The organism is Fischerella sp., from assembly GCF_013388695.1.
Taxonomy (GTDB): domain Bacteria; phylum Cyanobacteriota; class Cyanobacteriia; order Cyanobacteriales; family Nostocaceae; genus PCC9605.
The window spans coordinates 1-8032 of record NZ_JACAEU010000188.1 but is presented as its reverse complement, the minus strand read 5'-3'; the positions used below and the strand labels follow the sequence as shown (position 1 = coordinate 8032).

General features: G+C 44.7%; 3 protein-coding genes. All 3 read right to left on the bottom strand.

Annotation, left to right across the window (positions count from 1 at the left end; translation table 11 throughout):
• Positions 1–155: 155 nt before the first annotated feature.
• Complete coding sequence (locus tag HXY43_RS25105; RefSeq protein ID WP_290889428.1) at positions 156–2759, bottom strand: hypothetical protein; 2604 nt, start codon at positions 2757–2759, stop codon at positions 156–158.
• Between the two features lie 52 nt (positions 2760–2811).
• Positions 2812–4245 (bottom strand): cache domain-containing protein, encoded by a 1434-nt coding sequence (locus tag HXY43_RS25100; protein WP_290889425.1) that lies wholly within the window; start codon positions 4243–4245, stop codon positions 2812–2814.
• A 91-nt stretch (positions 4246–4336) separates the two neighbouring features.
• Entirely contained in the window at positions 4337–7588 is a 3252-nt protein-coding gene (locus HXY43_RS25095) for a type 2 lanthipeptide synthetase LanM family protein (RefSeq protein WP_290889422.1), read from the bottom strand.
• Between the last annotated feature and the right edge of the window lie 444 nt (positions 7589–8032).

Below are 8032 nucleotides of genomic sequence, written 5' to 3'. Positions count from 1 at the left end.
TGGTGAGACCAGCCCCCGTCTTGGCGGTTCCCGTCACGATGGGGGACTGGCGAACCCGAAGGGTGTTTCCAGAATTCTTTTTTCACCACCAAGACACTAAGACACCAAGAAAAATCCATTCGGTGATAATGTCTTCCCTCTTTTCCCCTTCCCCTTCAAAATCTGAACTTCAAGCAGCACTCATCGTTAACTAGAGGAAGCAAAACTCTTCCACTGGATAGCTTTAAATCAAACTGCATATTCTTGTCTCCACTCTCGATTTCTACAAGTGCGGGCAAATTTTTGAAGTCATTTCTACTGGAATTGCTTGTATGTGTCCATACTCTCAGCTCTTTTTCTCGCTTGGTTGGTAGATGGAAGATGGCATATTGCAGTGACTGAAGTGATGGAATTTCGACAGTAGAAGCTTGGTGATGTTGTTCACCCTCAGCATATCCCAGTCGCACCTCTGCTATCTTCGGTTGTCCACCAGCAGCAATTTTAAAGAGCGATCGCCCTCCTGGTTGCTCAGTCAGCAGTTCTACTACCACACGGGAAGCAAAAGCTCCATAGCGCTTCATCACAAAGGTGGTTGCTAGTGATAACAAAGCGATGCTCAATGCACACAGACGCGCCACAGGATTTTCCCAAATGAACAAACCGTGAATAAACAAGATAGCTAAAAACAGACTGTATATACCGACGCTGAAAACTGGATGATTCAGGATACCGAAGACTACTCCCGGTATCAGTTCGCCTTTTTGCCGGCTAGAAACTAACAGGAGAATTGGGAAAATACCACCTACAATTGTGTTGCCAAGTACACCCGCAAATGCTAATATGCCAGCGAATGATTGTGCATCAGTAAAGATAAGCCATTCTGTCAAAAATAAGACTAATATTAACGGACTAATAGATAGGAAAAAGCGACGCTGGGAAAGTAAATTAGATAGGCATTTAAATGCTATGGGTCTTTTGACAAGATTACTAACCCGCCTGGAATTGTGTGTAGTATTTATGACATCTGTCTTTAACCCTCCCTCATAGACGAGAATCATTGGTGAGGTGATTTGCACGCAGACGCTATCTTGATTAGGCGATCGCACTGAGAGCATCAGGTAAATGTTCCACTTGCGTAAGTCAGGAAACTCCTCAAGTAGTTCTTTAATCTCCCAGCGCTCAGCAACTGTTATCTCTACATGATGTATGTTCCCGCTCGACTGGATATCTAAACGAAATTTTGGCTGATTCTCTTCCAATCCTAGATAAGTTAAACCAAAACGAGGTACGCAACTGGGATCGCCACAAGGGTGCAATATCAATGTTCCCTGTTGACGGTGTAGCATCAAAACGGGTCGAGGTTGAGCAGGCAACCATTCTTTTGCTAAGTTGAGCAAGAGACTGGAACTACGCAGCCAAGCCATTCCCAACAGAAGAATGACTAAAACTATTCCCAAGACTGGAACGACCGGGCCAATTTGAATAGCTAGTGGCTCTAGAACTGTGCCTGACTGTCCTGCTAACAATTGCGGTGGAATAGCTCCGTTGACTGCCAATACCCAGATGCAAAAAAGAACAGTTAAGAAAGTAGTTCCCGCCACGCTACCCCAGATCAGCGATCCAGCACTAGGATCGCGCGGGAGTATCACTTTCGCACACTCACCTACATATACATGCCCAAAGTAGAGCATGAGGCCAACACCAAAAACCCGTTGTAGCATCCAAGGTTGGAAAGGATGGCGAGCATGAAAAGGCAAGTTGATGTATAAAAGGTTGTCTAGTTGCAGGTGGCGAAATGCCAAAAGTGAGAGGATGAGCAGCAAGCTAACGTTGATAGCTGCAAGCAATATCATCACAGCAACAGTGAAACTGAGCGATCGCCGTGAAAGCAGATAGAATCCAGCTAAGAAAAGCAATATCGCCCATAGTGCTGCTGGTATGTGTGTTAGATTTGCCATAGTAGCTGACAAACCGATGTAACAAGCCAAAGCTATGAGAAAAACACGGATGCCTACAGCTATTGATAGTATAAAAGAACCAGCGTTTCCTAAGTAATTAGATACTAATTGTTTGATAAAAGCATTGCCATAACGGAAGTCGCCACTGCGACCGATCGCTTCAGCCATGCAAGCCATAGTCAAGATATTAACAATGCCGATGATGATTACAAAAGCAACAGTAGCCAAGGGGCCAATATCGACTACAGCAATGGGCAAGGCTAAGAAAGCTTGAGGTAGACCTAAAGCAACAGTTACCAAAGAGGCAAGCCAGAAAGGAGGGAGAGACTCAAGCCGGTGTGCGATCGCCGCGAAAGTCCAGCGTAACTGTTCTGTTAAAGGTAGTCTGGATGCAAAGATTTTCAATAGCTGTCTTCTGTATAAGCGGAGGTAAGCCACTTGTACTGCTTTCTCATCTAAACCTAAAGCTGCCCGGATGTTAGGGACTACTTCATAGGTGAAAGCGTACTTCTCACCGAGAGCATGAGCAATAGCGGCTTTGAGTTTGGGATTTTCTGGCACTAGAGGTGTCCATTGCAGGGCATGGCGTTCCAAATGCTGGATCGTGGGATGAAATGGTGGTGCGTGACCTGAAGTAAAGGCTTCCAAGTAAGCCAGATCGCGCTCATTTGCAGCTTGCTCTGTGAGGGAAAATTCCACCAGCGATCGCGCTACTATCTGCGCTGTTCGACTCTCAATCAAAAACAATAGTGTATTTGCTCGTCTAGCAGGTAAACCCGCCAATACTTCTTCACGCGAGATTAGTTCTTCGTCATTGGTCATTGGTTATTTGTTAGTAGTTAGTAGTTAGTAGTTAGTGGTTAGTGGTTAGTGGTTAGTGGTTATTCTCCCACTCTCCCCCTCTCCCCCTCTCCTTGAGGGATTTTACTTGAGTTTGCAATCGTTGATAGTACTCAGTTTCTGTTTCGCCTGTACTAACAGCAGAAGCTCTAAGTTTCTGAATCTTTCTCTGTAATTCTTGAAAGTGTTCATTATCAGTAATCTCCGCAAACTCTCTAGCTCTCTTGGTTTCGTCAATCTCAATCTTTAGATCAATTACCTGCTGTTTCAGCTTTTGTTCTCTATCCCTAACCTTATCAGACATGTGTAAAAAGACACCTACTAGCTGTCCCATGTCATCATTCCGGGAAGGCAGCTCAAGCAACGGCTCAGAATTAAAATTCCCCTGCTCTAGTGTTTGTGCTACGGCTGTAAGGGCGCGAATTGGTCGGGAAATGCTTCGTGCAAGGAGCAGTGCAATGATTGCGGTAATTCCTCCTACCATCACAACAATACTGCCGTGCTGCCAAATGAGGCGATTTAAAGGAGCTTTAAATTCTGTTTTGGGTTGACTAACCCCCAATACCCAAGGTTGCACTTGCAAGGGTGCGAAGCCAACTATCCGGGACATCTGCTCACTTGGAAAATGATAACCGCTGTTACCCGGCTCTTTTGCTTTCACCATCACCTGCAACTCTGGTATGTTCAAGCTTTTAATCTCATCGAGTCCGTAACGTCTATCAGTCACGACCTGCTTAAGAGTCTCTGGTGGCAAGGGGTTGAGGCTATGGTAAAGGAGAGATTGATTGGGATGGCTGATGATTACTCCATGCTGATCGATGAGGAAGGCGTAGCTTAAGGAGCCTACCTGCAATGCATTAACTATTGCCCAGATATCTTTTCCTCTAATTTTGAGTACCGCCACTCCCACAATTTCGCCTTTGGGCGATCGCACAGGGTGAGAGAGGAAAAGTCCTGGTCGTTTACTTGTTGTACCCACTAAGATACTAGAAACGTGAGAGTGTCCCTGAATTGACTGTTGAAAGTATTCACGGAAGGCATAGTTTTGACCAACAAATGATGGATCGGTGGAAGCGAGACACTCACCGTCTTTATCCATGAGAAAGACAGCATCAAAGTCGGGGTTAGAATGAAAGACATTTAATAGTGTTTGTTGCAGGTTGGGGCGGAAAGCTTCTCGCTTTGCAGATGTTGTAGCAGCAAGGAAACTCACCACACCTGCATCATTACTGACTTGCGTTAAAACGCGCTGAATATCGATAATTAGTTGGTCAAGGCGACTAGCAGCACTGGTAGCTGATAATTCTAGTTTGCGGTATTCGCCAGCCTCCAGACTTTCTAAACTTTGTTGCAGATTATAGTAGGCAGTGAAGCTCATCGGCGCGATCGCCACAGCAAGCAAAGCTGCTGAAAGTTTAGCAGCAATAGACCAGGCAGGCGGGTAAAGTAACCGATGTAAGCGCTTCATTCTGATTTTAGATTTTAGATAATGTTGGTTGTTGATGGTTCATGGTTTTGTTCTATAAACTATTAACCACTAACCAATTTCAATTCCTCATTCACTCCCACAGCAACACCGAAGGAAGTGATTCTGGATACGCCAGCCTCAGTAGTTCATAACCGATTCCAGCAGTGCCTTGAAAGAAACCAGGGTTGTAAATATCTGCCGGAAATTCAGGAAATAGATAAAAAGCACCGACTTGCTTTGCCCTTGTTACAAGCCATGCCGCCTGTTTTTGGACAGTATTCCAGAGTTCTGAACTCGACAGCTTGGAGGCAGCAATCAATAGCACCTCCATCCTGCCAAAGTTACCGCAACAAAGATGGTCGAGGTTCTGTAAACCAAACTGTTGGGTTGTATTTATGGCAACTGCAATTTCTTGGCGGATTTCTGGAGTATCAAGGATTGCCAGACCCCCCAAACGACCTAAACCTATGCCAGGAGCACCATGACACCAACTGGTCATAAAAGCAGGCTGATCTTCTCTCACGTCTTGCCAATTTCCGGCGCTGGGAGAAAATACGCTGCGCTCGTAGGCAATTGCTTCCTCGGCTGCTTCCAGAAAAACTGTTTCTTGCGTGGTTTTGTACAATCGCAGTAGGGCGTAGGCAATACCTGCTGCGCCATGAGAAAATCCCGTCGCTAACTTGCCTGCTAGGGTTGCCCAAGCTCTAAATCCAGAATCGCTCTGAGTGCGGTTAATCAGTAGATGATAACCTAAGGCAGTAGCTTGCTCCAGAACAGCTGGATCTGCTTTTGCTTGGTATAAACTCAGTAACCCTAGTATTGCCCCTGCTGCTCCACCGATCGTGTCAAACTGGCGATCGCCCGCAATGCTTTCCTGAGTGATTAGGGACGCTCCCCGGCTCGCAACATCCAAAAGTTCAGGTTCATCTAGAAACTGACTTATCTGTACTAAAGTATAAATAATAGACCCTAATCCAATGCCTCCACCAATACCCATTTGCTTGGTAATTTTAGCCTGAAAGCTTGGGTCTGTATCCTGCAAAGTTTTTCTCAGGTCTTGCAACGCACTTTTTGCTAAATCTCGAAATCCTACGTCACCAGTAATTTTTGCCAACGCTGCTATAAACAAAGCAACCCCGCAAATACCGTCGTATAATCCATAGCTCAATGGCTGAAGTTGCATCCGTTGAGCTTTAGGCAGGTATCCCATACCAATCCAAGTAAAACCACCGTCAACAGCTTGAATTGCTCGTTGTTGGAGTTCTTTGCCAATCTCTACCGCCTCTTGCACTAGCTGTGCTTGTGTCAAAGGAGCTGTTTCATCTAGTTTTAAACTAGTATTATCACTTAGGTTAGATGTGATACTGGTTATGCCACGAGCCACCCGCGAGTAAAAAGAACCACGAATAATGGCAATTTGTTGGGCTAAATCTGCATCATTAAGCTGTTGCAGACGAGAAATCATCTGGTCGTAGCTAGGTTGTTTGAAATATGCCTGAATTCTCAAGTCAGGGTTGACACAGAGAGCATCGCTGCTTGAATCAGCAGCGAAGTAAGGAATATCCATTTGTTCTAAGGCTTGTAGTTCCACTACTAGCAGCGACCAGACGGAAGGTTTTGTATCGGCTCCCAAAAAAGCTCGACTTAGCACATCCAGTTCAATACTACGGTCTACACCATGCCGTAGAAATTTTGGGTGCAGAGTTTTACCCAAAATATGAGAGTAAATGTGGGTAGGGCGGAACAAAAATCGTACTCTTTGATGAGCCAAGATGTTTAAAGGACTATCAGTCGTCAGAAGCGCTTCTCGCTGTTCTGTCAGGAACTGATACATCTGCCGGAAACCGTCTACAAGTTGATTAACGTAATCATTGGGTGATAGGGTGATATCTTTGAGAAAAGGTGTATTGGCTGCGGGTGGCATGATACCAAGCTCGTACTCCAATACCATGTTGTCAGTGTTGATATTTTGCCACTTTGGCATTCTAAAAGGGATTTCCCCACCAACTCCCCCTAACCCACTAACATCGTGAGCTTTCCCTCCATCTGCTCCCAATTCCCATCTCGGCAGTAGTCCAGTCCACAACACGGAATCTTCAAAAAGTTGCTGATTCGCTAGGGATTGCGCCCCTACTTCATTTGTGGGGTTAATCTCGTGGGCATGAGGATGAAGAAGGGTTTCTAGGTCTATCAGTACTGGGTGTTCTCCACTAGCAATCAGATTTTCATCATGGAAGTCATTACCTTGCAGTACGTAGAGTAGACATAGAAGCATTCCAGCACGTTGGTAGTATCGCTGCACTGCTGCTTCGTTCTCACAGGGCAAATACTCTACATACTCCATCCAGCCATGAGTTTTGCAGTCGATAACTTTGAGTAACTTGAACGGCAGCAGAACTTGCTGTTGATTACACCAAGCTAGTAACTGAAAATACGCAGCTTCCAAACCTAACCCTCTAGGTTTGTATATCAGTTTCAATCCAGAGGCAAAGGATAATGCTATTACCGAGCGTCCCTGATTGTGAGAATCGGAGAGATTTAATTGAATGGCAACAACCCGACCTGTATCTTCTGAGAAGTTTTCCTGGATGGTTGACAAGTCTGATGCCAGTCGTTGGAGAAATTCTGCTTTTTCCTCCACCCAGAAATCCATCGTCGTTGCCACCAAGCGAGCTAAGACGCTGTACTTTTGGAAAAAAGAGAGTATATTGCCTGTTTTCAGATCTTGGACAAAGGTTTGGTACTGCCGATCGGAACCTAAGTCTTGCCCTCGTCCCCATAAGAGGGTAAAAGCAGATTGCTTCAGCGCTTTAAATAGTGAAAACTCAACCTGTAAACACTGGGCGCAAAGAGATGCTAAGCGCAATAACAGTTGACGTTCCAGACATATGCAAGCTGCTTCCGACAGCAGTTGCCAACTAGCACCCACCTGTATAATGAGTTTCTGCCGCGCTACGTGAACAAAGGGCAGATAAACTTCTTCAAAGGGAATTGGTTTTTCGCCATCCAAACAGCGAGATACAGCTGCATACGCTGTTTTCCAGTCGGTTTGCAAAGCTTCCCGCAAAGATTCAGTCCAGGAGGGGAGTTGCTGTGCATCGGCAAGACGAGTATCACTGAGAACATTATCGATACTGCTAGAATCTAGTCCATCCCAAGCGAGGCGTTTGGCAAATTTTTCTGGATTCCCCTGTGCCACAACCTGACGCCACGCTTCCAAGCGAGAGTTAATCAGCTTTTCATTGACTTTTGCCTCATCAAAGATAAAGCGCTTGTCCAATGTTTCGGTCAGGGTAGTAGCTGCCTCCACTATTTTGATTAAATCTTGCTGTGAAACTTCCATTTAAATAACTACGTTATAGATACTGAAACTTAGAGTTTTAGCTTAGGGGATACAAACCCCAAGTCACAATCCAATTTTTTTTGGTAAAACTAACAATTTTTCAGATCTTGTTTGCTACTTAGTAGTGAACATTTATCCTTGGGCAATTCATTAGATATTTGTTTGCTTAATTTTTAAGTATCTAAATAGTTTTTTAGAGGTGATTTATAAAGTGAATATTAAGGATCTCTAACCCTTTCGTCGATTGTAGATTCCCCCTTAATCCCCCCTTTTTAAGGGTCTATAAATTACTTCCCCCATTTTAAGGGGGGTTGGGGGAATCGGATCAGGGTAAGCTCATCTAATTTAGTATAAAAATAGCTTGACAAATTAAACAAGACAAGAATAATCAGCGGTGTAAAAAACGTACTTGACATCAGAGCAAGATAAGTGAGATGACTTCCA